The sequence below is a fragment of the Ochrobactrum teleogrylli genome, from assembly GCF_006376685.1.
In the GTDB taxonomy this organism is placed as follows: domain Bacteria; phylum Pseudomonadota; class Alphaproteobacteria; order Rhizobiales; family Rhizobiaceae; genus Brucella; species Brucella teleogrylli.
Genome location: NZ_VEWL01000001.1, coordinates 309,393 through 333,038 on the forward strand (window position 1 = coordinate 309,393; position 23,646 = coordinate 333,038).

A 23,646-nucleotide genomic window follows, 5' to 3' on the forward strand; every position below is an offset into this window, starting at 1 on the left:
GGCGCGAATTCCAGCTTCGCGCCTCGTTTCTTTTTGGGTTCTGGAGATTTGTATCCATGACGATGACCAATTCACCCGGAGCCGGAGTATCCGGCGATCCCGGTGCGATAAAACGGCCTTTCATGTCTCGCCTTGCGAATAATCACAACATGCTGGGCTTTCTGTTCATGCTGCCCGCAGCGGTTTTTCTGGTCTGCTTCCTGACCTATCCGCTCGGTCTCGGCGTCTGGCTCGGCTTTACCGACACGAAGATTGGCCGCGATGGCATTTTCATCGGCTTGGAAAATTACGAGTTTCTGTGGGATGACAGTGTCTTCTGGCTGTCGGTGTTCAACACCGTACTCTACACAACCGTGGCGTCGGTGTTGAAATTCGGTCTCGGCCTCTGGCTCGCGCTGCTGTTGAACGAAAACCTGCCGTGCAAATCGTTCTTCCGCGCCATCGTGCTGTTGCCATGGGTGGTGCCGACCGTGCTTTCAGCACTGGCATTCTGGTGGATCTACGATTCCCAGTTCTCGATCATTTCGTGGTCGCTGATCAAAATGGGCCTCATCGATCAACCCATCAATTTCCTTGGCGATCCAACCAATGCGCGTCTTTCGGTGATTGCAGCCAATGTCTGGCGCGGCATTCCTTTCGTGGCGATTTCGCTTCTCGCTGGCTTGCAGACCATTCCCGCCTCATTGCAGGAAGCAGCATCGCTGGATGGTGCCTCAAGCTGGCAGCGGTTCCGGCATGTGACATTGCCGATGCTGACGCCGATCATCGCGGTGGTGATGACGTTCTCCGTGTTGTTCACCTTCACGGATTTCCAGTTGATCTACGTTCTGACCAAGGGCGGCCCGGTCAACGCAACCCACCTGATGGCGACCCTGTCTTTCCAGCGCGCCATTCCCGGCGGCCAATTGGGTGAGGGTGCAGCGATTGCGGTCGCGATGATCCCGTTCCTCCTTGCCGCCATCATGTTTTCTTTCTTCGGCTTGCAGCGTCGCAAATGGCAGCAGGGCGGAAGCGACTGACAATGGAGATGACCATGCATTCCAAGGCACCTTCCAATGAAGCCGCTTTGAAGGACGACAGCCAGGGCATGTCCTATCTCAATCGCCTGCCGCGGCGGGTGGTGACGATCTACATACCCATAGCGCTGTTCGTCTTCGTGCTGCTGTTTCCGTTTTACTGGATGGCGATCACCGCCGTAAAACCGAACTCGCAGCTGACGGATTATGATAATTTCAGCCCCTTCTGGGTGGTGGGGCCGACGCTTGACCATATCAAATATCTGCTGTTCGAGACCTCCTATCCGGGCTGGTTGTGGAACACGATGCTGGTGGCGACGGCTTCGACTTTCCTGTCGCTGATTGCTTCCGTGTTGGGCGCTTATGCGATCGAACGCATCCGCTTCACCGGCTCGCGCTCGGTTGGCCTGTTCATCTTTCTGGCCTATCTGGTGCCACCGTCGATCCTGTTCATTCCGCTGGCGTTCATCGTCTTCAAGCTCGGCATCTATGATTCACGTCTGGCGCTGATCTTCACCTATCCCACCTTCCTCATTCCTTTCTGTACATGGCTGCTGATGGGATATTTTCGCTCAATACCCTTCGAGCTTGAGGAAAGTGCTCTGGTGGATGGCGCCAACCGGTGGCAGATTCTGCTCAAGATCATCCTGCCGCTGGCCGTGCCGGGGTTGATTTCGGCAGGCATCTTCGCCTTCACGCTTTCCTGGAACGAATTCATCTATGCGCTGACATTCATTCAGTCTTCCGAGAACAAGACTGTTCCCGTGGGCGTGCTGACCGAACTGGTGCGCGGCGATATTTTCGAATGGGGCGCGCTGATGGCGGGGGCGCTGTTCGGTTCGCTGCCGGTGGTGATCCTCTATTCGTTCTTCGTTGACTACTACGTGTCGTCGATGACGGGAGCGGTGAAGGAATAGGCGGATTTTCTGAATGCGCTGAACGCATTGTCAGAACCAAGAGTTTCTATGGGCCCGCTGCACAATTGGGTTTGTGCAGCGGGTCTTATTTTTTCAGTGAGGGAATTTTAGCACTTGCCGATGCAATCAGGCAACGTTTCACAATCTATGATTGACCTATGCGTCAAATCTGCTGCGAGCGCCCTTGACAGGCGAATGGTTCGAAATAATTCTCTTAATTAGAAAGAACTGATTTGCGCGTTGAGGGGCGTGTTTCTTTTCAACGGCGGATATCGTTACACCAGAATGACTTGCTGTATTCTGTAGCAATTCATTTTGGGTGATATTTGTTCTCGGGCTTTTCCGCTCTTTCGTACATGCACAGTCCTAGAGATGTTCGTTCTCGTTGGAGTTTCCGGATGGCCAGTTGGAAATATGACCGTACTCCCGCTAACCATATGAAATCCGTGACTGTGCAAGGCGTATTGAGCCGGGCTTTTCCATCGCTGGCGCTTGCGGGATTGACGACACTCGCCGGAACAGCCTTTCCGGAATTTGCAGAAGCAGCGTGCTTCAATGTCACGCGCGCAATAGCGATCACCGGTTCCAGCACGGCGGAAGGCCAGCCGGACGAGGGCGAAACCATTACCTGCGATGCGACTGCGCCCAACCCTTTCACTTATGGCGTTATCGCGACCACGGGACAAGACTACATCACTGTGACGATCGGTGCGGGCACGATCATCGATGCGCTGGGTTCCGGCGTTTTGCTCGACGATTACGCCAATGCCGTCAACAACGGAACCATCACGACGACCTCGCTGAACGGCTTCGGCATGTCGAAGCAGTATATGGGGGAACTGGCCAATAACGGTACGATTGAGACGTCCAGCCAGACGGCGCATGGTATGCGCTCGTTGGGCGGCTTCGGGTTTCTGACCAATACGGGCACAGTCAGCGTCAGCGGCCTGAATGCCTATGGCGTCCTGGCGGGCGTCAATGAAACCGTCGTCAACTCCGGCACGATTTCGGCCACCGGCGATGGCGGCAATGGCGTCTATATGCTCGGCGGCACAGTCCTAACGAACACCGAAACGGGCGTGATCACCAGCACTTTGGCCACCGGTGTTCTCGGCGCCGGCAGCCGCTATACCGTGAGCAACGCCGGTATCATTACCGGCGGCAATGGCACGGCGATCAGTCTGGCGGGTGGTGTCAACACCATCAACGTGACGGGCGGTACCATAACGGGCGACGTGCTGACGGGAGCCGGGGTCGACACGTTGAACTGGACCGGCGCCGGGACGATTGCCGGTGAAATTCATCTCAATGACGGCGATGACGTTGCCAATCTAACGAATCTGACCAAAACGACTGTGCAGCCGACCACGCTACTTGATGGCGGTCTCGGCACGGACGCGCTCACGCTGACCAATGTGCAGACTGCACAGCCGGAGCGTTTCATCAATTGGGAAAGCATCTCCCTGCTGTCCGGCTCGCAGCTCACCATGGGCGGTGACCTGACATTGGGTGACACGGCGACGGAAACCGGCACATTGACCATCGACAGCACCAGCTCGGTTGTCGCCAGCGGGGGAAGCTATGCCATCTCGCCGAGTGTGGCGGGGACGGCCGTCGGCGTGACCAATGCAGGCCTGATCGATCTGGACGCCGGTGGCACTTCAGTCGGCGACAGGCTCACCATCAACGGAAACTATATCGGTTCGGATGGCGAACTGCGCCTCAACACGACCTTGGGTAATGACAGTTCCGCAACCGATATGCTGGTTGTGACCGGCGACACCGCAGGCAGCACGCTGGTCGATGTCCTCAATGTCAACGGGACTGGCGCCGTGACGACCGAAGGCATCAGGATCATCAGCGTCGATGGCGCTTCGGATGGTTCGTTTACGCTTCTGGGCGATTATGAGTTCGAGGGCGACCCTGCGGTCGTCGGCGGGGCTTATGCTTATCGGCTTTACAAGGGCGGTGTTTCGACGCCGAACGATGGCGACTGGTATCTCCGCTCGACAGTGAGTGCGGTGGAACCAGAACCCGAGCCGGAACCCGAACCGGGCAACCCGGAGCCGGAGCCAGAAGAGCCGGGCGAGGAATTGCCACTCTACCAGCCGGGCGTTCCTGTCTATGAAGCCTATCCGCAATTGCTGCTCGGCCTGAACGGTCTTCCAACCTTGCAGCAGCGCGTGGGCAACCGCTACTGGAGCCATGCCGGCAATGTCATGGTTGCCGAGGGGGCAGACCCGGTCGGCTCGCCTTATGCGTCGCCGCAGGAGGCAGGTGTCCTGATCGAAAACAACGGGATCTGGGGGCGTGTCGAAGGCGTGCATACCAGCATGGCGCCGCGCTTCTCCACCTCCCGCACGGATTACGATTTCAATACGTTCCGCATGCAGGCAGGGCTTGATGGTCTTTTCGTCGAGAATGAAAACGGCAAGCTGATCGGCGGGCTGACCGTGCATTACGTGCACGGCAAGGCCAGGACGCGGTCGATCTATGGCGACGGTGAAATATCGACCGATGGTTACGGTTTCGGGGGCACGCTGACCTGGTATGGTGAGAACGGCTTCTATCTCGACGGACAGGCGCAGGCAACGTGGTATGATAGCGATCTGGAGTCCACGCTCGCGGGTTTCGACCTGACCAGCGGTAATAACGGCTTCGGTTATGCCCTGTCGCTCGAAAGCGGCAAGCGCATCATGCTGAACGAGCAATGGTCGGTGACGCCGCAGGCGCAACTGGTTTATTCGAATGTCGATTTCGACAGCTTCAATGATGTCTTCGATGCTGAAGTCAGTCTCAACCGGGGTGACAGCCTGCAAGGCCGTCTCGGCTTGAGCCTCGACCGCCAGAATTCGTGGTACAATGACAGGGGGTTGATCGACCGGACCTATGTGTACGGTATTGCCAATCTTTACTACGAGTTTCTGGATGGGACGAAAGTTGACGTTTCGGGCGCCAGCTTTACCAGTCGCAATGATCGCTTCTGGGGCGGTATCGGTCTCGGTGGCAGCTATAACTGGGACAACGATAAATATTCGCTCTATGGCGAAGGTTCGATCAACACCAGTCTGGCCAATTTCGGCGACAGCTACGCCTATAAGGGAACGGTCGGCTTCCGCGTGAAATGGTAGGTCACGATATTGAAGGACTGCCGGTGATGTAATCGCCGGCAGTCCTGTTTTATGAGGTAATTGGTTTAGATTATTGACTTTAAATAATTATCGCGGCTCTGTGGCCTGCGCCGCAGCATTCCCTCAGTCGTATTTTCCATGATTTGCCAGCTCCGAATCCAACCAGGCCCGCGATGAAATTCGGCATTTTTGCAATTTCTTATTGCAAATAATTTGCAATTGCAGAATATAAGCAGTCAACAGGGCTATACCCAAAATTGCAGGCCGGTTCGAACTGCGGTGGACAGTCCAACTATCAGTTGCAAATAAGTCCTAATAGCAGAAGGATGCGAAATGCTGAACAAGGTGAGACGAACTTTCCTGAAGGCAGCGACCGGAGCAGCATTGGCGGCAATATTGACCGCGATGTTTGCAATAGCTCCGGCTGGCGCACAGGATAAATTCAAGGCGGTCACGACCTTCACCGTCATTGCCGACATTGCGCGCAACGTGGCGGGCGATGCGGCAATCGTTGAATCGATCACCAAGCCGGGCGCGGAAATCCATAATTATCAGCCGACACCCGGTGACATAAAGCGGGCGCAAGGTGCGCAGCTTGTTCTATGGAACGGGCTTAACCTCGAACTCTGGTTCGAAAAGTTCTTTCGACACCTGAAGGACGTGCCGAGCGTTGTGGTGTCTGACGGCGTCGCTCCGATGGGCATTACGGAGGGACCGTATAGCGGCAAGCCTAACCCTCATGCCTGGATGTCGCCAACCGCCGCGCTGATCTATGTCGATAATATCCGCGATGCTTTCGTCAAATATGATCCGGCGAATGCCGCCACCTACACGGCAAATGCAGACGCCTATAAGCAGAAGATCCGCGCTGCAATCGAGCCGATCAAGGCGAAACTCGCCGCTGTTCCCGAGGACAAGCGTTGGCTCGTTTCGAGCGAAGGGGCGTTTTCTTATCTCGCGCGCGATTTCGGTCTGAAAGAGCTCTATCTTTGGCCGATCAATGCGGACCAGCAAGGCACGCCGCAGCAGGTGCGCAAGGTCATCGATGCCGTGCGCAAGAACGGCATTACCGTTGTCTTTTCCGAAAGCACGATTTCGCCAGCGCCAGCCGAGCAGGTGGCCCGCGAAACCGGGGCCCGCTATGGCGGCGTGCTTTACGTGGATTCCCTGACCGACAAGGACGGCCCGGTGCCGACCTATATCGACCTCTTGCGCGTCACCTCCGACACAATCGTCAAGGGACTGGCTGATCCGTCCTGATCCCTACAAATCTGGTGCCCGCCATCGTGGCGGGCGCGCATTCGATCCTGATGAAAGAGATATCCGATGAATGCTCAACCCGACTGGCAGAGCCATTTCGGTTCCGGTTCTGAAGATGGCGGCATTTCCGTCGATGGCGCTACCGTCACCTATCGCAACGGTCTGACTGCCTTGCGCGACGCAAGTTTTCGCATCCCGACCGGCACAATTGCCGCTCTTGTCGGCGTCAACGGGTCGGGCAAATCAACCTTGTTCAAGGCGATCATGGGGTTTGTGCGTCTTGCGCGCGGCTCGATCCGGGTGCTGGGCATGACGGTTGACGAAGCCTTGCGCAAGAATCTCGTCGCCTATGTGCCGCAATCGGAAGAGGTGGACTGGAATTTTCCCGTTCTGGTTGAGGATGTGGTGATGATGGGCCGCTATGGCCATATGGGCATGATGCGGAGACCAAAGGCTGTCGATCATGAAGCGGTGGCCAATGCGCTTGCCCGCGTCAATATGAGCGAGTTTCGCAAGCGGCAGATCGGCGAGCTTTCGGGCGGGCAGAAGAAGCGCGTTTTCCTTGCCCGTGCGCTGGCGCAGGACGGTCGCGTGATCCTGCTGGACGAGCCGTTTACGGGGGTCGACGTCAAGACGGAGGAGCAGATCATCACGCTGTTGCGCGAGTTGCGCGATGAAGGCCGAGTGATGCTGGTCTCAACGCATAACTTGGGTTCCGTGCCGGAGTTCTGCGACCGCACCATCCTGATAAAAGGCACGGTGCTGGCCTATGGGATGACGGCTGAGACATTCACCCAGAAAAATCTGGAAAAGACCTTTGGTGGCGTTCTGCGGCATTTCGTATTGAACGGACCGCAAGGCGAGGCTTCCGCCTCGATAGGCGTTATCAGCGACGATGAACGCCCGCTGATCTTGCAGGGCGGCAAGACTGCCATTCGCAACAGCGGCGATGGAGAAGGAGGGCAGGAATGATGGAAACACTCCTGCAGCCATTCACCTATAGCTATATGCTGGATGCGATGTGGGTGTCGGCACTGGTCGGCGGCGTCTGCGCTTTCCTGTCCTGTTATCTGATGCTGAAAGGCTGGTCGCTGATCGGCGATGCCCTGTCCCATTCCATCGTTCCCGGCGTCGCAGGCGCCTATATGCTGGGGCTGCCGTTTTCCATAGGCGCGTTCTTTTCGGGCGGGCTGGCGGCAGGCGCCATGCTGTTTTTGAACCAGCGAACCAAGCTGAAGGAAGACGCCATTATCGGCCTGATCTTCTCAGGCTTTTTCGGTCTCGGCTTGTTCATGGTGTCGATCTCGCCGACCTCGGTAAACATCCAGACCATCGTGCTCGGCAATATTCTGGCGATCACGCCTGGCGACAAGCTGCAGCTCGGGATTATCGGCTTCGTGTCGCTCGCCCTTCTGCTCGTCAAATGGAAAGACCTCATGGTCACATTCTTCGACGAGACCCACGCACGTTCAATTGGCCTTAATCCGACCGCGCTGAAGATCATGTTCTTCACGCTTCTCTCGGCATCGACGGTGGCGGCGCTCCAGACGGTAGGCGCCTTCCTCGTCATCTGCATGGTGGTGACACCGGGAGCCACAGCCTATCTGCTGACGGATCGGTTTCCGCGACTGCTGGTCATCGCCGTGATAATCGGCGCTGCCACGAGTTTCGTCGGCGCCTATGCGAGTTATTTTCTCGATGGCGCGACGGGTGGCATCATTGTCGTGTTGCAGACGGCGATTTTCCTGAGCGCATTTTTCTTCGCACCCAAGCATGGCATGATTGCCAGCCGACGCCGCGCCGCCAGGACGCAGGCCATGGAGGCGTCGCAGTGAACATTATCGACACGCTTCTTTCGCCATTCGAATTTCCATTCATGGTCAATGCACTGGTGATTTCCGTCACTGTCGCTGTTCCCATGGCGCTGTTATCCTGCTTTCTCGTTCTAAAAGGTTGGTCGCTGATGGGCGATGCAATCAGCCACGCGGTGTTTCCCGGTGTGGTGATCGCCTATGTCGTGGGCTTTCCCTATGCGGTCGGCGCTTTCGTTGCGGGCATGTTTTGCGCCATCGCGACCGGCTTTTTGAAGGATAACAGCCGCATAAAGCAGGATACGGTCATGGGCGTGGTGTTTTCCGGCATGTTCGGGCTGGGACTGGTGCTCTATGTCAAGGTCAGGCCGGATGTGCATCTCGACCATATTTTGTTCGGTGATATGCTGGGTGTTTCGTGGTTCGATATTGGACAGGCGGGGCTGATCGCGCTGTTCACCTCCGCGATCATCGGCGTAAAATGGAAAGACTTCCTTTTGCATGCCTTCGATCCCGCGCAGGCGAGGGCGGTGGGCCTTCGGGTCAATCTCCTGCATTACGGCCTGCTGAGCCTCATCTCGCTGACGATTGTGGGCGCGTTGCAGGCTGTCGGTATCATTCTCGCCATTGCGATGCTGATCGCGCCGGGGGCCATTGCATTTCTCCTGACGCGCAAGTTCAGCACCATGCTGGTTCTGGCCGCGGTCATCGCAGCGGCGGGTTCGTTCATCGGGGTTTATCTGTCGTTCTTCATCGACAGCGCTCCGGCACCCACAATTGTGCTTTTGCTTTCAATGACTTTCGCCGCAGCTTTCATCTATGCGACCCGCAAGGCGGCACGAAACGAGGCATCGGAGATCGCTTGATAACAAAGGCTTCTTCGAATCTCCCAATTTCTGCATAGTGGCGAGATGAAGAAAGAAGCAACGGCATTGGCGATCTATCTGAAGCGCGGATTATCCACTGTGGCCATGATGCTCGTGGCGGCGATGTCCTGTCCTGCTCAGGCACAGGAACCGGGCAAGCCCGGCATTTGCGAGGCGGATAGTTTCGAGAATACGAAATATATCATCTGCAAGCCGGAAAACGGTGTCGCCGGGCTGCGGCTGTTCTGGAAAGGGGCCGACGACAATCCCTATCGGACATTCTCCAGCGCTGCCAAGGCCGTCAGCGACGATGGCCGCAGACTGGTTTTCGCGATGAATGCCGGAATGTACGGGCAGGATTTTGCGCCGATAGGCCTTTATATTGAGAACGGACAGGAACTGCGCCCCGCCAACAGGCAGAAAGGCGAAAGTGCAGGCGGTCCTGTGCCAAATTTCTACAAGAGGCCGAATGGTGTTTTCTTCTGGGACGACAAGGCGGCGGGAATTCTTCCGACCGATACGTTTTTGAAACGCCGACCAAAGGTGAGTTTTGCCACCCAGTCAGGCCCCATGCTGGTCATCCGCAACAAATTGCATCCGGCCTTTATTGCCGGCTCGACGGACCGCACACGCCGCAGCGGCGTCGGTGTCTGCGAAAATGGCGCTGTGCGCTTTGCCATCAGCGAAGACCCGGTGAATTTTCATGATTTTGCGCGCATGTTTCGCGACCATCTGAAATGCCCGAATGCGCTGTTTCTCGATGGTGGAAACGGCACAGGCATTTATGATCCTGCCATGGGCCGCAACGACATATCCTGGCATGGCGGCTTTGGTCCGATTGTCGGCATCGTGGAATAGCGCTTGCCGCTGCGTCAGCTGTTGTCGGGCGTCTCGATCAGTTCCATGGCAAGCGCTCGCGCCGTGTCGGAAATATCGGGATTGAAAACCAGCCAATAGCCGTTTTCGCTCGTTAGCGATTGGTCGCAGGCGTGTACGAGTTGTCCGCGTTGCACTGCGCCATCAATCAGCCCGGCCCAGCCAAGCGCGACGCCCTGATCGGCAATCGCCGCCTCAATCACCAGATTATAGGTATTGAAGACGAGACCGTAATTGCCGTCATCGATCTCCTCGCCGATGGCATTTAGCCACGATTGCCAGGTGAACCAGCGATCACCCTGCAAGGTGTCGAGATGCAGAAGCGAGGCAGCACCAAGCCCCTTACCGGAGGGAAAGCCGCCGGATTTTTCGAGAAAAGCGGGCGAGCAGACCGGCACAACCTTTTCGCTGATGAAGGGGACGGAGCCTTTTTGAAAATCATTGCGCGCGCCAAACAGGATTGCGATGTCTGCCTCGCGATAGTCGAGCGGCTGCAGCATGGAGGATGCCGTGATGCGCACATCCACCTCGGGATGTTTCGGTCTGAATTGCGCCACCCGCGGCATCAGCCAGAAAGTGGCAAAGCCGTAATCGGTTGCAATCCGCAAACCGGGGGAGCGCTGCCTGCGCCTGATCTGCTGCACGGCGTCCTCTATCCCATCCAGACCGGCGCGCACCGCTTCATAGAGGATTCGTCCATCGGGCAAAATTTCAACGCCACGCGCCCGCCTTGCAAACAGCGCAACACCCAAACGGTCTTCCATGCGTTTTATTTGATAGCTGACGGCAGGTTGCGTCATGCCGAGTTCACGCGCCGCAAGGGTTAGATTTTCCAAACGTCCGACCGCTTCGAAAACGCCAAGGCTGCCAAGATCCCAGGATGGAGAAACCATAAAGAACCTTTATATCTCCAATAAAAAATGAATGGGTTTTTCCTTAGCGTAAATGGTGTTTTCCTGAAAGTCGAAATGCAAGCCATAACGGCTTTTGATTGTACGAGATGCGGAATGCATCCATCAAGGAGGGGTCACCGATGCGCTATTTGAAGACGACTGCGCTGGCGTTTGCGGCGTTCACCGGGCTGGCGGGAACGGCTTATGCTGCCGATCCGGCTGCATGCGAAACCATCCGCCTGTCCGATCCGGGCTGGACAGATATCACCTCGACCAATTCCATCGCGAGCGTGCTGCTGACGGGGCTTGGCTATAAGCCCGATGTGAAGACGATGTCTGTGCCGATTGGCTATGAGGCCCTGAAGACTGGCAATCTCGACGTCTTCCTCGGCAACTGGATGCCCGCTCAGCAGAAATTCCGCGACGATCTCGACAAGGCCAAAGCAGCCGAAGTGATCGTCAAGAATCTTGAAGGTGCGAAGTTCACGCTCGCAGTGCCGGATTATGTCGCAAGCGAAGGCATCAAGGATTTTGCCGATCTTGCCGCGCAGGGCGATAAATTCGGCAAGGAGATTTACGGTATTGAGCCCGGCGCTCCCGCCAACCAGAATATCCAGAAGATCATTGAAGACCCGAAATTCAAGCTCGACGGCTGGAAGATCGTGGAATCCAGCGAGCAGGCCATGCTGGCGCAGGTAGACCGCAAGAACAAGGACAAGGGCTGGGTGGTGTTTCTCGCCTGGGCGCCGCATCCGATGAACACCAAACTGAAGATTGAATATTTATCGGGCGGCGATGATTATTTCGGTCCGAACTATGGTGGCGCCGAAGTTTACACGCTGGCCCGCACCGGCTGGTCGGCGAATTGCCCGAACGCTGCAACCTTTTTCAAGAACCTTACCTTCACCGTCGACATTGAAAACGAGCTGATGGGCAAGATTCTGGACGACGGTGCGGAAGGCCCTGCGGCTGCGAAGGAATGGTTGAAAGCTAATCCTGAGCAGATCGACAAGTGGCTGGCAGGCGTAACGACGCTGAAGGGCGAACCCGGCGCTGCTGCCGTCAAGGCAAGCATCGGCCTCTGATCGTCAGACGCAAAAGACTATAAGGCGGGCATTTCTATGCCCGCCATTTCGCGTTTCACTTATGCCAAATGGTTCTGCACAGATGAAAAAGCCGAATATTCTCATTCTCATGGTCGACCAGTTGAACGGAACGTTCTTTCCGGATGGCCCCGCCGATTTTCTGCATGTTCCGCATTTGCGCAAGCTTGCCGAACGCTCGACCCGTTTTGCAAATTGCTACACGGCGAGCCCGCTTTGCGCTCCGGCTCGTGCCTCGTTGATGTCGGGCCAATTGCCGTTCCGCACCGGCGTTTATGATAATGCAGCCGAATTCTCGTCCGAAATTCCAACCTATGCGCATCATTTGCGCAATGCCGGTTATCAGACAGCGCTTTCCGGCAAGATGCATTTTGTCGGCCCGGATCAGCTGCACGGCTTCGAGCAGCGCCTGACGACGGATATTTACCCCGCCGATTTTGGCTGGACGCCCGATTATCGCAAGCCCGGAGAGCGCATCGACTGGTGGTATCACAATCTGGGTTCCATCACCGGGGCCGGTTCTGCGGAAATCACCAACCAGCTCGAATATGATGACGAAGTTGCCTATCAGGCCGAAGCAAAGCTTTACGATCTGGCGCGCGGTCATGATAAGCGTCCGTGGTGCCTGACGGTCAGCTTCACTCACCCGCACGATCCCTATGTTGCGCGCAAGCGCTTCTTCGACCTCTATGCGAATATTCCGCAACTCGATCCGAAGATCGGACCTCTGCCGGAGAGCGAAATCGATCCCCATAGCGAGCGGCTGCTTCGTGCCTGCAAGGCTGAGGATTATGAGCTGACGCGCGAGCAGATCAGGGCGGCGCGACAGGCTTATTTCGCCAATATTTCCTACGTCGATGAGAAGATCGGCTGCCTCCTGGACGTGATCGAGCGCTGTAACATGGCGGATGATACGATCGTCATCTTCACCTCGGATCATGGCGATATGCTTGGTGAACGCGGCATGTGGTTCAAGATGAGCTTCTTCGAAGGTTCAGCACGGGTGCCGCTGATGATCGCCGCTCCGCAGATGCCTGCGGGCCTTATCAATACGCCTGCGTCAACGCTTGATGTGCTGCCCACCCTTGCCGATCTGGCCGGCATCGACCTCAATGGCATCATGCCGTGGACGGATGGCGTTTCACTGCTGGAAGTCGCTTCGGGTGCAAAGGAACGCGGCGCGGTGCCGTGTGAATATGCGGCTGAAGGTACGATCGCGCCGATGGTTTCACTGCGTGACGGGCCATGGAAGCTCAATCTCTGTCATGTCGATCCACCGCAATTGTACAATCTCGCTGACGACCCGGATGAACTTCAAAATTTGGCAAAGTGCCCGGAGCATCGCGCGATGCTCGAACAACTGATGGACAAGGCACTGGGGCGCTGGAATCTTGATCTCTATAATGCAGATGTCCGTGCAAGTCAGGCCCGCCGCCATGTGGTCTATCCAGCCCTGCGCAACGGCGCTTATTACCCGTGGGATTACCAGCCGCTGCAAAAGGCATCCGAACGCTATATGCGAAACCATATGGACCTGAACGTGCTGGAGGATAACCAGCGTTTTCCACGCGGCTAACATTAGGTTGAAGCCGGGCGTCTCGTCCGGCTTCTCCTGTTATCGCGTTTACAGGTCCACCGGGCGGCCTGAGGCTTCTTCCTCAAGCGTGACAGCGACATCGGCATTTGCCGAAAGCCTGACTTTGTCGCTTTCGATATCGGCGACGAAGCCCAACTCGATATAGTGATGATGGTCGGCGTGCTGTCCGGAATTATCGGACTTCTTCAGCTTGATCCGGTTTCCTTCCAGCCGATCCACTGTTCCGACATGCACACCGTCTGCGCCGATCACTTCCATATTCTCGTGAATTCTGTGCTGCATAGCGATTTCCTCTGCTTTAGCTTCATATGAATTCAGCAAATTGCCAATGGGATTGCCGATCCTAAACTAGTGCACCTTTGCCGTTTGGCCATGGCAGAGAGTAATGGATAACCGGTCGGTCATCGAAATGAGCATTAATCGTTCGGTAAACCTAGCTGTCTTTGTGCTCTGGCTGATCTCTGAGTATCTGCGCAGCTCTTGCTCTGTAGTTGTCTTTCACTTCGTCGGAGACCCCGCCGCTCACACTAGCACCGCTGACGATTTTGCCAACGGTTGAATCCCAGTCCAGATCGGGGTCCGGGTTTTCGTGGTCAAACAATTGCTTCGCAAGTTCTTCAATCTCAAGCTGCTTTTCAAGTTCGCCACTCATGTCTCTCTCCCGCTGCAAAATGACGTTCAGGGTAGTCGCCCGCTGCCATCTTCGTGATGGCGAACCATATATTTGCGAATGAGCAGATCGAGCGCATCTCTGGCTTCTGTCTCCGTCAAACGCGCTTGAACGTGACCCTCGATTGAAACAACTTCACTGCTGAACTTATCAAAAACGGACCAAGTGCCGTCGTGCTCCCGCCGAACATCAAATCCGTTTTCAATCATAGGGGCCTCCATTCGCTACATCTGCCGCCCGTCCTGTGCCTGTAACTCTCTTTCTTGTTGAACACGTTCAAGGATCGTAAAGGCAGCTTGGGCGGCATCCTCTGTCAACGCGATTTGCAGCCGACCTTTGAATGTGATGGGGCGCTGGGTTGCCCCATCCACCACTGACCAGGTGCCGTTCCCGCATCTCAATGTTTTATAGGTGGTCGTCATTCTTCCCTCCGGATGCCTGCTGTTCTGAGCCGTTAACCGCTCCCGCATGTTCCAAGGCGCTGTTTTCCCAACATGCCGGAAAGCTCGTTATTACAACTCCGCTGGCGCCAAATTGTTTCTCCTGAACGGATATTATATGAACGCCCTCATGGAACCCTGCGCGGTGAAAATCTGAGGTAAGATGACGGGAAGACGGCCTTGTTGTTATTGCTCATCCCGGGTGTCGCCCTGTGAGGCAATCGATTTTCCGTTCGAGAAAAGAATGAGCGTGAGCAGCGCAAAGGCCATCACAATAACTGCAACGTCAAAGGCATTTACAGCGCAGGCGATGCCAATGGCGCCTGTCGCCCAAAGGCTGGCGGCGGTGGCGGTACCCTTCACCGACGAGCTTAAACGAAGGATGGCACCTCCACCGATAAAGCCCATTCCTGTGATGACGCCCTCAATAATGCGGGCGAGCGCTTCGGGATTGTCGGTCGTAATCCCTTCTGTTGCCTGGATAAAGCCGCAGCTGGCCACTGCCACGAGCGGAAATGTTCGAAGGCCGGCGCTTCGTTCTTCTCGTTCTCGATGCCAGCCTATTGGCAGCGCCAGAATATACGCGGCTGCCAACGCGATGACGTGTGGCCAAACGTTGAAATTGTCGGACTTTAGCGCCTCTTGAAGCGCGGTTTGAAGCTGATCCATGTTTCTCGTCGCTTAGAGGTGAAGGCCTCGGTAAACGAACGTGTTTTGATTACGTTCCGAAGCAATTCAAATGGCGCGGCGGGCTGAAAGAGGCGACAAGAGCGCTTTCAGCTATGGAGTGAGCGTTTTTTGTAGAGAAGGCGACGCCGTTCTGGGAGAGCAGAATTTTCGTTGAGAATGTTAGTGGAAGCTAATTTATTGAATAGCTGGTGCCGCTTAGGTGACTCGAACACCTGACCCCATCATTACGAATGATGTGCTCTACCGACTGAGCTAAAGCGGCCCGGGAACCTTCGTTCCAACTCCGTTAAGAGATTCCATTCGTTTCCGTCTGGACGGTGCGCTGATAACCAAAAGCAGAACGGAAAGCAAGGCCGAAATCGAAAAACGGTCAGATTGTTTCAAACCTTGTGAAAACAGGGCCTTCCATCGGAGAGGCCCTGTTCGAAACGCGCTGGCAATGTGCCTTATGCGCCAGCGCAGAGTTGACTGCGCGCTTCCTTATATTCCCGCTCCAGGCGGTCGATCAGCGTGGCCGCCGGTGCAACTTCATGAATGGCGCCGATGCCCTGTCCGCAGCCCCAGATATCCTTCCATGCTTTCGCGCCTTCCTTTTGCGCCTGATCAAAATCCATCTTCGATGCATCGGCTTCCGGCAGATTGTCCGGGTCGAGGCCGGACTGGGCGATGGAGGGCTTCAGATAATTGCCTGCGATGCCGGTAAAATAGTTCGAATAGACGATATCGGCCGCCGTCGAATCGACGATCATCTGCTTGTAGGCATCGACCGCGCGGGCTTCCGTCGTCGCGATGAAGGGTGAGCCGATATAGGCGAGGTCTGCGCCCATGGCCTGTGCAGCAAGAATCGAACGGCCATTGGCGATGGCACCGGAAAGAAGCAGTGGGCCATCAAACCAGGCGCGGATTTCCTGCATCAATGCGAAAGGGGATAGCGGTCCGGCATGGCCGCCCGCACCGGCTGCGACAGCGATCAGGCCATCTGCACCCTTGCGGATGGCCGAATTGGCGTGGCGATTATTGATGACGTCGTGCAGCACAATGCCGCCGTAGGAATGGATCGCTGCGTTCACCTCGGGCACTGCGCCGAGTGAAGAAATGACAATCGGCACTTTGTATTTCACACAGAGGCCGAGATCATGTTCCAGCCGCTTGTTGGAACGGTGAACGATCTGGTTGACCGCGAATGGTGCTGCCGGACGGTCCGGATTGGCCTTGTCGTGAGCGGCGAGGCCTTCGGTGATCTCAGCCAGCCACTCATCCAACTGCGCTTCAGGGCGCGCGTTAAGGGCAGGGAACGAACCAACGACGCCAGCCTTGCATTGCGCCATCACAAGCGCCGGATGCGAAATGATGAATAGGGGCGCGCCGACGACAGGAATGCGCAATCTGTTCTTCAAACTATCCGGCAAGGCCATATTATTCTCCTCAAAAATTGACGTTTGCGTAAACGTAATATCTCTACCACGCCTGTACAGAACGGCAATACGAAAGATTAAATGAGACTCGGCCTCGGAACCAAGCGGAAGCATCTCTGGTGCCAGCACAAAACGCGCGGGCGAAGAATGGTCAGGCCTTCGGTTTAGCTTCGGCTTCCATGCTCGGATGATGATTCTGTCGCAACAGCCATGGTTTTGCGGTTCGATTTAGGCCGGTGGGTTACAAAGCTGAGATAAAACATGAAGATGGCTAGGCTAGGAATTTGCCGCGAAGTTTAGGAAACTGACGGATAAATCATGCTCTGAACCAGTATTGGATCAGACAGCGGATGAGGTTTCTGCATCAGATTCAATCTGCTAGGGTGAGGCGACGGCACCAAAGGTTCGGGGAAAAGCACGTTGAAAGTCGATATTTGGCAACAAGGCGGGTCTTATCAGGTAGCCAAATCAGTTATTGAACGGCTAAATGCCTTGATTCAGACGTTAAATTCGCTGAGGCTTGGAAAAAGCCGCTTTCTGAAAGTCGGTTTGGAACTTTAGGAATAAGCACAGGCGGGAAACGCGAACACGGGGACGAGTGGCCTTTGGATAGTATAGAACGCGCTATCAGAAACGCATTTGCCAAAGCGGATGCTTATAACCCTGCGACCCGTCAGCGTATATACGAATCCGCATGGGGTGCCCATGAGCGCGCGCTCGCGGCCAACACTGCTTTGAGCGACGCCCAAAAAGAACAGCGCCGCCAGAAGCTGAAGGATGCCATTTCCAGCATCGAGCAGGAATTCTCCGCCCCGCGCCAGAATGAAGACAAGGCAGAGCCCTCGCTGGATGCGCCGCATCGCGATGATCCTGTCCTGGGTGCTGCTGTGGGCAGTGCTCCGGCGCTCGATACCGGCGATATACGTTCCCGATCCACGAAGAAAAAGGGCGGAAGCGCCGATCTCGGCTATGAAGGCGGTGTCTCGCGCAAGGAAAAGCGCGGCAAGAAGAAGCGGCATTCGCCCTTCTACAGCTATGGCATTCCGGCGCTGGTGCTGTTTGTCGCCGTCATGATTGGCTATTCGCTTTATAGCAGCTTCATCGATTTGAGCCGTGGTCCGTCCAGCAGTCCGCTGCACAGCGATGGAAGCGGCGCGCCGCTGAAGGATGGTGAAGAGCCGGGCGGGGCAAAGTGGATTACCATTTTCCAGCCGTCCGAAGCGACACGCATGTCGGTGCAAGGGCGCGCCACCGCAGAAATCCTGCGTGATGGCCCGAGCAGCTTTGCACGCGTGAAATCTTCCGGTGAAGGCGATACGGTTACCTTCGATGTTGGCGAAGGCATTCTGGACCAGCTCGCTGGCAAGACGGCCACATTCGATATCATCGCCAAGGCCGATGGCGGCAAGATAACCCAAATGTCTGTCAGTTGCGATTTCGCAGGCTTTGGCGATTGCGGGCGCAGACGGTATGACGTGGGTGAATCGCGCAATGATTTTCTGTTCGATCTGGATTTCGCAGGTGACAAGAAGGCAGGCCGCGCCGGTGTCATCACGATCAATTCCGATCTGACCGGAACCGGAAAGCCGGTCGATATCTACGAAATTCGCGTTTCGGCGAATGCACAGTAGTCATTGAAAAACAGAGAGTTGCTGGCTTTTCTTCTCCGGGTTTGGAGGAGATTTAGCTGAGCAGCTTTTCCAGCGTTTCAAGCCGATCCGCTTCGCGGGGCGGTTTATCCCAGCGCAGGCGCGAGAAGCGCGGAAAACGCATGGCGACACCGGATTTATGTCGTGTTGAGCGGTTCAATCCCTCAAAGGCCACTTCCACGACCAGACCGTGATCGGGTTCTGCGCGGACCGAACGCACCGGGCCGAAACGCTCGATGGTGTTTTCGCGAACAAATTTGTCCAGCAGTTTCAGTTCCTCATCGGTGAAGCCGAAATAGGCCTTGCCGACCGGCACCAGAACCGGCTCGTCTTCGGGTCCTGTCCAGACCGCGAAGGTGAAGTCGGAATAGTAGCTGGAGCGTTTGCCGTGGCCGCGCTGCGCATAGACAACCACCGCATCGACGGTGAACGGATCGCGCTTCCATTTGAACCATGGCCCCTTGGGGCGACCGGGAAGATAGGCACTATCGTGCCGTTTCAACATCACGCCCTCGATGACCGGGTGCGGAGGATTGACGCGCAAGGCGGCCAGTTCGCCGAAATCGGCGAAGGACAGCACGGGCGACAGATCGAACCGGCGCGGGTCGAGTGTGGCGACGAAGGTTTGAAGCCGCCTGCGGCGCTCGGCAAAGGGCAGGGCGCGCAAATCCTCACCGGATTGCTGGTTGCCGTCTTGCAATAGATCATAAGCGCGGATGAAAGCCGGATAGTCGCGCAATTGTTTGGCGCTGACGGTCTTGCGGTTCAATCGCTGCTGCAGGTCGGAGAAAGTGGCGGTTTCAATGCCGGTTTCACCGTGATGCCCGACGAGAAGTTCGCCATCAATGGCGCCTTCAAAGTCCATTGCCTCCAGCACATCCGGAAATGCGCCGGAAATATCATCGCCGGTGCGTGAATAAAGCTTGCGCACTCCGTTTTCCGAGACGGCTTGCACACGAATCCCGTCCCATTTCCATTCCGCGCTGAATGCGGCTGGATCGAGCGAGGAAATCTCTGCTTCATCCAGTGCGGTGGCCAGCATGACAGGGCGAAAGGGCGCATCGGCTGTTGCGGCTGGTTTGGGAGCATATCCTTCCAGCCAGGCAAAGAGCGCGGCATAGGGCGGCGACTGGCCATGCCAGAGTTCTTCGATCTCCGTCACGTCCACGCCGCCGAAATCGGCGAGCGCCTGTTTGGCAAGACGCGCTGAAACGCCGATGCGCAAACCGCCGGTTACAAGTTTCAGCAGGGCATAACGCTCCGATATGCCGAGAAGATCGAGCCAGCCTGCAACCAGTATCGGGCCTTCACGGCGCGAGGCATGTTGCAGTTCGTGCACCACAACGCCGAGCGAAAGATTGGTGCCCGGTGAAGTCTCGCTGGGGCCGGGCCAGATCAGCGAAATGGTTTCGGCCAGATCGCCGACATAATCATAGGAATAAGCGAAAAGCGTCGGGTCCGTCCGTTCCGCGATCAGGGCGCGCAGCATGGCGGGTTTCACGCTTTGCAATTCCAGATCGCGCGTGATGGCGGCCAGCGCCAGCCCACGGTCGGGATCGGGTGTGGTGCGGAAATAATCGGCAAGCAGGCGTAGCTTGCCATTACGCTGCGGAGTGAGAACCAGACGGTCGAGAAGTTCGGCGAAAGCGCGCATCAATCGCCCTCATCTTCGTAGCCGATAAGATGCAGCGGCTTCGCCGGAATGTTCTGCAATTCGCACCACCGAACCAGAGCCTCCTCCCGCCCATGCGTGACCCAGACTTCGGCGGGCGCAATTTCCGATATCGTTTCCGTCAGCTCATCCCAGTCGCAATGGTCGGAGATGATCAACGGCAGTTCGATGCCCTGTTGCTTGGCGCGCTGGCGGATGCGCATCCAGCCGGAGGCGAAGGCCGGAACAGGATCGGGAAAACGTCGCGCCCAGCGGTCGGAAAAGGCGGTCGGCGGGCCGACGATGATCTTGCCCGCAAAATCAGGCTGCTTCTCGCCACGCTCCAGCGTTGCGGGTTCAAGCGGGCCGAGGTCGATGCCGCGCATCTGGTAATAGTCGCACAATGTTTCCAAAGCGCCGTGAATATAGATCGGATCGCTATAGCCGGCATTGCGAATGAGCTTGATCACGCGCTGCGCCTTGCCGAGCGAATAAGCGCCGACCAGATGCGCGCGCTCCGGAAAGAGCGTGAGTGATTTCAAAAGCTTTGCGATTTCATGCGATGCATCCGGGTGACGGAAGACCGGCAGCGCAAATGTCGCTTCGGTGATGAAGACATCGCATTTGATCGGCTCGAATGGCGCGCAGGTCGGGTCGGCGGCGCGCTTATAGTCGCCCGATGCAACGATGCGGGTCCCATCTTTCTTGACGGCGATTTGCGCCGAACCGAGCACATGGCCAGCGCCGTGAAAACTGATGCGTACGCCATTGATCGTCAGTGTTTCACCCAAAGCCACCGGCTGCACGGTTTCGGCAAAACCCTCGCCATAGCGAAGTCGCATGATATCGAGCGTTTCCTGCGTGGCCAGAACATGGGTGTGTCCTGCGCGGGCATGATCGGAATGACCATGGGTGATCAGTGCGCGCTCCACCGGGCGTACCGGATCGATGTAAAAATCGCCGGGCGGGCAATAAAGACCTTTCGGAGAGGAACATAAGAGCTGATTGAAGCGCATGAGCCAAAGATAGGTCAGCACCTTTCCGCTGAAAAGAGAAGGGTGGCGTCATTACTGACAAAATGAGAACAAAAGTGAACAAACATCTTGGCGTGATGCGGCGTGGCTATTAGATTGGGCGTGTGACACTGAATTTGAAACCCGCTGCCGCATCAGCCGCTTTTGCCCTGCCGGACCGTTTTGTCAATTGGTTCGGTTCCAAGGGCTGGTCGCCGCGCGCCCATCAGCTGGAACTGCTGGCGCGTGCGGAAGACGGGCAATCGACCTTGTTGATTGCGCCGACTGGCGCTGGCAAGACGCTGGCCGGGTTTTTACCCGCGCTGGTGGATCTTGAGCGGAAAGGCCGTAAAAAGCCGGGTATGGCGAAGCGCGGCGTTCATACGTTGTATATCTCGCCGCTGAAGGCGCTGGCGGTCGATATCCATCGCAACCTCACAGTGCCGGTCGAGGAAATGGGGCTTGATATCACCATCGAAACCCGCACCGGCGACACGCCTGCGCACAAGCGCCAGCGGCAGAAACTGGCGCCGCCTGATATTCTGCTCACCACACCGGAACAGCTAGCCCTGCTGATCGCGTCCAAAGGGGCAGATCAGTTCTTCAAGGGGTTGCGCTATGTAGTGCTGGACGAGTTGCATTCGCTCGTGATTTCCAAGCGCGGCCATTTGCTGGCGCTGGGGCTGGCGCGGCTGCGCCGTCTGCAACCGCAATTGCAGACCATCGGGCTGTCCGCGACCGTGGCCGAGCCGGACCAATTGCGCCGATGGCTGGTGGAGCAGGACGGCACCGATCCCAAAGCCGGGCTGGTGACGGTGGATGGTGGCGCGAAACCGGAAATCTCGATCCTCGATTCCGAGGAACGGGTGCCGTGGGCCGGGCATTCCGCACGCTATGCCATTGCCGATGTCTACGAGGCGATCCGGGCGCATCGGACCACGCTGCTTTTCGTCAATACGCGCAGTCAGGCGGAAATGCTGTTTCAGGAGCTGTGGCGCATCAATGAGGATACGCTGCCGATTGCCTTGCATCACGGTTCGCTCGATGCCAGCCAGCGCCGCAAGGTCGAACAGGCCATGGCCGCCAATACGTTGCGGGCGGTTGTCGCCACTTCCACGCTCGATCTCGGTATCGACTGGGGCGATGTCGATCTGGTTATCCATGTCGGCGCGCCAAAGGGGGCGAGCCGTCTGGCGCAGCGTATCGGTCGCGCCAATCACCGCATGGACGAGCCGAGCCGCGCCATTCTCGTGCCCGCCAACCGTTTCGAGGTGATGGAGTGTCGCGCCGCACTCGACGCGAATTATCTCGGCGCGCAGGATACGCCGCCGCTGATCGACGGCGCGCTCGATGTGCTGGCGCAGCACGTGCTCGGCATGGCCTGCGCCGAACCGTTTAATGCCGATCAGCTTTTTGCCGAAGTGCGCAGTGCTGCACCCTACATGAACCTTTCCCGCCAAAGCTTTGATCGCATTCTGGATTTTGTCGCAACGGGTGGTTATGCGCTGAAAACCTATGAGCGCTTTGCCAAAATCCGCAAGACGGCTGACGGCACGTGGCGCGTTTCCAATCCACGCATTGCGCAGCAATATCGCCTGAACATCGGCACGATTGTCGAAGCGCCGGAGCTGAACGTGCGGCTCACACGTGGCGGCAAGAAAGCCAGCGCCTATGGCGGGCGTGTTCTGGGCCGGATCGAAGAATATTTTCTGGAAACGCTGACGCCCGGCGACACTTTCCTGTTTGCGGGCAAGGTGTTGCGCTTCGAAGGTATTCGCGAAAACGAATGCATCGCCACGAGTGCTGCCGGTCAGGATGCAAAAATACCGGTCTATGCGGGCGGGAAGTTCCCGCTTTCGACTTATCTTGCCTCTCAGGTGCGCGCTATGCTGGCCGATCGCACACGCTGGCAGTTTCTGCCCGAACAGGTGCGCGAGTGGCTGGAGGTGCAGGAATTCAAATCCGTGCTGCCGCGCACCGATGAATTGCTGATCGAAACTTTTCCGCGGGGTGGTCGGTTCTACATGGTGGCCTATCCGTTTGAGGGCAGGCTGGCCCATCAGACGCTCGGCATGTTGCTGACGCGCCGGCTGGAACGGATGGGCGCCCATCCGTTGGGCTTCGTCGCCACCGATTATTCACTGGGCCTGTGGGGGCTGAAGGACATGGGCGCGATGATCCGCTCCGGTTCGCTAAACCTCACCCGCCTGTTCGATGAGGACATGCTGGGCGACGATCTCGAAGCATGGCTTGACGAAAGCTATCTTTTGAAGCGGACTTTCCGCAATTGTGCCGTGATTTCCGGTTTGATCGAGCGCCGTCATCCGGGGTTGGAAAAGACCGGGCGGCAGGTGACTGTTTCTACCGATCTGATCTATGACGTGCTACGCGGCCATGAACCCGACCATATCCTCTTGCAGGCAACGCGGGCGGATGCCGCGACAGGGCTTCTCGATATCAAGCGCCTCGGCGACATGCTGGCGCGCGTGAAAGGTCATATCTTGCACAAGCCGCTTGAGCATATTTCGCCGCTGGCCCTGCCGGTGATGCTGGAAATCGGGCGCGAACGTGTGGCAGGCGAGAGCGATGAAATGCTGCTTGAGGAAACAGCTGACGATCTCATCCGCGAGGCGATGGAATAAGAAATG

General features: G+C 56.8%; 21 protein-coding genes and 1 tRNA gene. 12 read left to right on the top strand and 10 right to left on the bottom strand.

The window, feature by feature from the left end; genetic code table 11:
* The first annotated feature begins 56 nt into the window (after positions 1 to 56).
* From FIC94_RS01360 to FIC94_RS01395, 8 genes are all read left to right on the top strand, one after another.
* Positions 57 to 1,019 (top strand): carbohydrate ABC transporter permease, encoded by a 963-nt coding sequence (locus FIC94_RS01360; protein ID WP_371830832.1) that lies wholly within the window; start codon positions 57 to 59, stop codon positions 1,017 to 1,019.
* Between the two features lie 14 nt (positions 1,020 to 1,033).
* On the top strand, positions 1,034 to 1,933 hold the full coding sequence (locus tag FIC94_RS01365) for a carbohydrate ABC transporter permease (RefSeq protein WP_371830880.1): 900 nt from the start codon (positions 1,034 to 1,036) through the stop codon (positions 1,931 to 1,933).
* A 398-nt stretch (positions 1,934 to 2,331) separates the two neighbouring features.
* On the top strand, positions 2,332 to 5,064 hold the full coding sequence (locus FIC94_RS01370; RefSeq protein WP_235891930.1) for an autotransporter family protein: 2,733 nt from the start codon (positions 2,332 to 2,334) through the stop codon (positions 5,062 to 5,064).
* Between the two features lie 333 nt (positions 5,065 to 5,397).
* Complete coding sequence (locus tag FIC94_RS01375; protein WP_140023662.1) at positions 5,398 to 6,324, top strand: metal ABC transporter substrate-binding protein; 927 nt, start codon at positions 5,398 to 5,400, stop codon at positions 6,322 to 6,324.
* Positions 6,325 to 6,390: 66 nt separating this feature from the next.
* Positions 6,391 to 7,296, top strand: a complete 906-nt coding sequence (locus tag FIC94_RS01380; protein WP_140023663.1) for a manganese/iron ABC transporter ATP-binding protein — start codon at positions 6,391 to 6,393, stop codon at positions 7,294 to 7,296.
* Positions 7,293 to 8,159: a metal ABC transporter permease gene (locus tag FIC94_RS01385; protein WP_109367626.1), complete on the top strand. Its 867-nt coding sequence runs from the start codon at positions 7,293 to 7,295 to the stop codon at positions 8,157 to 8,159. The genes FIC94_RS01380 and FIC94_RS01385 overlap by 4 nt, the downstream gene beginning before the upstream one ends.
* Positions 8,156 to 9,001, top strand: coding sequence for a metal ABC transporter permease (locus tag FIC94_RS01390; RefSeq protein ID WP_140023664.1), 846 nt, complete (start codon positions 8,156 to 8,158; stop codon positions 8,999 to 9,001). Before FIC94_RS01385 ends, FIC94_RS01390 begins: the two co-directional genes overlap by 4 nt.
* A 45-nt stretch (positions 9,002 to 9,046) precedes the next feature.
* Positions 9,047 to 9,859, top strand: a complete 813-nt coding sequence (locus FIC94_RS01395; protein WP_140023665.1) for a phosphodiester glycosidase family protein — start codon at positions 9,047 to 9,049, stop codon at positions 9,857 to 9,859.
* A 14-nt stretch (positions 9,860 to 9,873) separates the two neighbouring features.
* Here the strand turns inward: FIC94_RS01395 and FIC94_RS01400 are convergent, their stop codons facing one another.
* Positions 9,874 to 10,770, bottom strand: coding sequence for a choline sulfate utilization transcriptional regulator (locus FIC94_RS01400; RefSeq protein WP_140023666.1), 897 nt, complete (start codon positions 10,768 to 10,770; stop codon positions 9,874 to 9,876).
* A 140-nt stretch (positions 10,771 to 10,910) separates the two neighbouring features.
* Between FIC94_RS01400 and choX the strand changes: the two genes are divergently transcribed.
* Together choX and betC are read left to right on the top strand one after the other, a co-directional pair.
* Positions 10,911 to 11,855: a choline ABC transporter substrate-binding protein gene (choX, locus tag FIC94_RS01405; protein WP_140023667.1), complete on the top strand. Its 945-nt coding sequence runs from the start codon at positions 10,911 to 10,913 to the stop codon at positions 11,853 to 11,855.
* Between the two features lie 82 nt (positions 11,856 to 11,937).
* Positions 11,938 to 13,449 carry a choline-sulfatase gene (gene betC, locus FIC94_RS01410; protein ID WP_140023668.1) on the top strand — a complete coding sequence of 504 codons (1,512 nt, stop codon included), beginning with the start codon at positions 11,938 to 11,940 and terminating at the stop codon, positions 13,447 to 13,449.
* A gap of 48 nt (positions 13,450 to 13,497) precedes the next feature.
* Here betC and FIC94_RS01415 read toward each other — a convergent pair whose 3' ends face one another.
* The 7 genes from FIC94_RS01415 to FIC94_RS01445 all read right to left on the bottom strand — a co-directional run bounded on the left by FIC94_RS01415 (position 13,498) and on the right by FIC94_RS01445 (position 16,685).
* Positions 13,498 to 13,752, bottom strand: coding sequence for a DUF2171 domain-containing protein (locus FIC94_RS01415; RefSeq protein WP_109367621.1), 255 nt, complete (start codon positions 13,750 to 13,752; stop codon positions 13,498 to 13,500).
* 151 nt (positions 13,753 to 13,903) lie between these two features.
* The gene (locus tag FIC94_RS01420) at positions 13,904 to 14,122 is read right to left on the bottom strand and encodes a hypothetical protein (RefSeq protein ID WP_140023669.1); all 219 of its coding nucleotides are present in this window, start codon (positions 14,120 to 14,122) and stop codon (positions 13,904 to 13,906) included.
* Between the two features lie 26 nt (positions 14,123 to 14,148).
* Positions 14,149 to 14,349 carry a hypothetical protein gene (locus FIC94_RS01425; protein ID WP_235891931.1) on the bottom strand — a complete coding sequence of 67 codons (201 nt, stop codon included), beginning with the start codon at positions 14,347 to 14,349 and terminating at the stop codon, positions 14,149 to 14,151.
* Between the two features lie 15 nt (positions 14,350 to 14,364).
* On the bottom strand, positions 14,365 to 14,562 hold the full coding sequence (locus tag FIC94_RS01430) for a hypothetical protein (protein ID WP_140023671.1): 198 nt from the start codon (positions 14,560 to 14,562) through the stop codon (positions 14,365 to 14,367).
* Positions 14,563 to 14,766: 204 nt separating this feature from the next.
* Complete coding sequence (locus FIC94_RS01435; protein WP_140023672.1) at positions 14,767 to 15,249, bottom strand: MgtC/SapB family protein; 483 nt, start codon at positions 15,247 to 15,249, stop codon at positions 14,767 to 14,769.
* A gap of 207 nt (positions 15,250 to 15,456) precedes the next feature.
* A tRNA-Thr gene (locus tag FIC94_RS01440) sits at positions 15,457 to 15,532 on the bottom strand.
* Between the two features lie 184 nt (positions 15,533 to 15,716).
* The gene (locus FIC94_RS01445; RefSeq protein ID WP_140023673.1) at positions 15,717 to 16,685 is read right to left on the bottom strand and encodes an NAD(P)H-dependent flavin oxidoreductase; all 969 of its coding nucleotides are present in this window, start codon (positions 16,683 to 16,685) and stop codon (positions 15,717 to 15,719) included.
* 605 nt (positions 16,686 to 17,290) lie between these two features.
* Between FIC94_RS01445 and FIC94_RS01450 the strand changes: the two genes are divergently transcribed.
* Positions 17,291 to 18,316 carry a hypothetical protein gene (locus tag FIC94_RS01450; protein WP_109367574.1) on the top strand — a complete coding sequence of 342 codons (1,026 nt, stop codon included), beginning with the start codon at positions 17,291 to 17,293 and terminating at the stop codon, positions 18,314 to 18,316.
* A 52-nt stretch (positions 18,317 to 18,368) separates the two neighbouring features.
* Here FIC94_RS01450 and FIC94_RS01455 read toward each other — a convergent pair whose 3' ends face one another.
* Both FIC94_RS01455 and FIC94_RS01460 read right to left on the bottom strand, forming a co-directional pair.
* A complete protein-coding gene (locus FIC94_RS01455) occupies positions 18,369 to 19,988 on the bottom strand; it encodes a cisplatin damage response ATP-dependent DNA ligase (protein ID WP_140023674.1) in 1,620 nt (539 codons plus the stop codon).
* Complete coding sequence (locus FIC94_RS01460) at positions 19,988 to 21,001, bottom strand: ligase-associated DNA damage response exonuclease (protein WP_140024015.1); 1,014 nt, start codon at positions 20,999 to 21,001, stop codon at positions 19,988 to 19,990. Before FIC94_RS01460 ends, FIC94_RS01455 begins: the two co-directional genes overlap by 1 nt.
* A gap of 122 nt (positions 21,002 to 21,123) precedes the next feature.
* Here FIC94_RS01460 and FIC94_RS01465 point away from each other — a divergent pair, with 122 nt between their 5' ends.
* Positions 21,124 to 23,640, top strand: a complete 2,517-nt coding sequence (locus FIC94_RS01465; RefSeq protein WP_140023675.1) for a ligase-associated DNA damage response DEXH box helicase — start codon at positions 21,124 to 21,126, stop codon at positions 23,638 to 23,640.
* The last annotated feature ends 6 nt before the right edge of the window (positions 23,641 to 23,646 follow it).